The sequence below is a fragment of the Rothia sp. HMSC069C04 genome, from assembly GCF_001812895.1.
Lineage (GTDB): Bacteria > Actinomycetota > Actinomycetes > Actinomycetales > Micrococcaceae > Rothia.
Map to the genome: position 1 here is coordinate 1 of NZ_KV810746.1, position 1,663 is coordinate 1,663.

A 1,663-nucleotide genomic window follows, 5' to 3' on the forward strand; every position below is an offset into this window, starting at 1 on the left:
TGGTGCAGGGTCGGCTTGCCTGGCTCTAGCGACTGGGCGGCCTCAATGATTTGCGCCATCATTTGCTCCCAGGTGGGACCGTCGTTTGCCTTGGATTTAGTGTCCTGAACAGCCTTGATGTCTGAGGGGATGCAGTTAGCACTGGTGGGGCTCTTCAGTCCCATTGCTGGGCGACCGCGGTCCATGAATCCTGCATCAGTTTCCGGGCTGAGGTTGGTGTGTTTGTATATACCGACTTTTCCTCCCGGGGTTACACAGTAAAGGACACCGGGGTTATTTTTGGAGGAGTAGACATCAAAACCATTGGGGTTGTGGCTCTTTTCCCACTCATGGACTTGGGTTTTTGCTTTTTCTGCAGCTTCAGAATTTTTTGTATCTCGTACAGTATCTCCACCGGACTGATTGCGACCAGCATCGTATCTATTGGATTTAGAAGTAGGTTTGGGCTCTGGATTGTTAAAAATAGTTCCACATACCTGCGCTGAATTTGGGTTATTGCTAACACACTCTGAATACGAGCTGAATTCTCCTTCTACTCCAGACGCGGCAGTGTAACCAGCAAATGATATAAATAATGCTGCAATAGTATATTTGGCGAGAATCTTCATGGCAGATATTTAACCTTCGACTACCGTTGTTGACTCAACAAGCCAACGATCACCCGTATAACGCAACTTGATGTCCCACATATTATTGACATCATCCCCATTCTCGAAGCTCTCCCAGCTACCATCAGGCTCAACATACATCGCGTAAGTCCACTGCCGGTACGCACGCCAAATATAGGTCTCACCGTCCTCAGACCAGGGCGCACCATTAGCCACAAAGTTATGGGTACCAGCAATAACCCAACCACCCTTCTGATAAAGAGATGAAATCTTTTTGCTGAAATCAATCTCTTCCTTGAAAGAAGGGCTCACAAATTTAAGGGTTTCCGTATAGTCTCCAGTTTGAATTGAGTAATTTTCATTCAAAATCCAAGCGCGAATCGTCTTCTCCAAGCCGGAAATCGACTTCTCGCGGTAACCCTCTTCCGGTGCCGGGGGCTTGGGGACATTTTGGGCGGGTCCCTTCGAATCAGCCGGGCGGTACTCTCCGTCCGGTGCCTTCGAGCCGCCCGAGTAGCCGCGAACAGTAGACGGGGTTGCGCTTGCCGAGGGCGACTCAGAAGCCAACGCAGATGCCGAAGCGGTTTCGCTCGGCGCTGCCGAGGCGGTGGCTGCCGCCTCATTAGAAGCCTGCTGGCCACACGCCGCAAGCAGGGCCCCCAGGCCCGCAAGTGCGCCGCTACCCAACAGGGTACGGCGATTAAAGATGGTCGAATCCATAGAAGATGCGCTCCTATCATCGGTGACGGTGTGATATATGTGCATGTCGGGCCGCTTTTCACAGGTCAAACTGACCACCGGAAGGAAAACAGCCCCGTAGCGCACCCAACAAACGCATCGGTGCGCTATGGAACACTACAGTTACCACCCTACCGCATCTTTGTGTCTATTTGCGTTGCTTTGAGTGCAATACTATCTAAACGTCATTATTCGGACACATCAATGCTTTATGCATCAAATAAATCTACACTTGCGGAGGCGCCGCCCCTGCAGAATTTGTGCCATGGTTTAGCGTCTTCTGCCATGGTTTTTAACTACGACCAAAGACACTAACC

General features: G+C 50.8%; 1 protein-coding gene and 1 pseudogene. Both read right to left on the reverse strand.

What is annotated here, in order from left to right; genetic code table 11:
- Positions 1-608 (reverse strand): annotated as a pseudogene (locus HMPREF2879_RS06385) (peptide ABC transporter ATPase); the annotation flags it as partial.
- A 9-nt stretch (positions 609-617) separates the two neighbouring features.
- Complete coding sequence (locus tag HMPREF2879_RS06390) at positions 618-1,328, reverse strand: DUF6318 family protein (RefSeq protein WP_070635058.1); 711 nt, start codon at positions 1,326-1,328, stop codon at positions 618-620.
- Positions 1,329-1,663: the final 335 nt, after the last annotated feature.

Excerpts from the sequence above, each read along its gene's own strand:
- HMPREF2879_RS06390 (WP_070635058.1), bottom strand. The coding sequence starts at position 1,328 with ATGGATTCGACCATCTTTAATCGCCGTACCCTGTTGGGTAGCGGCGCA.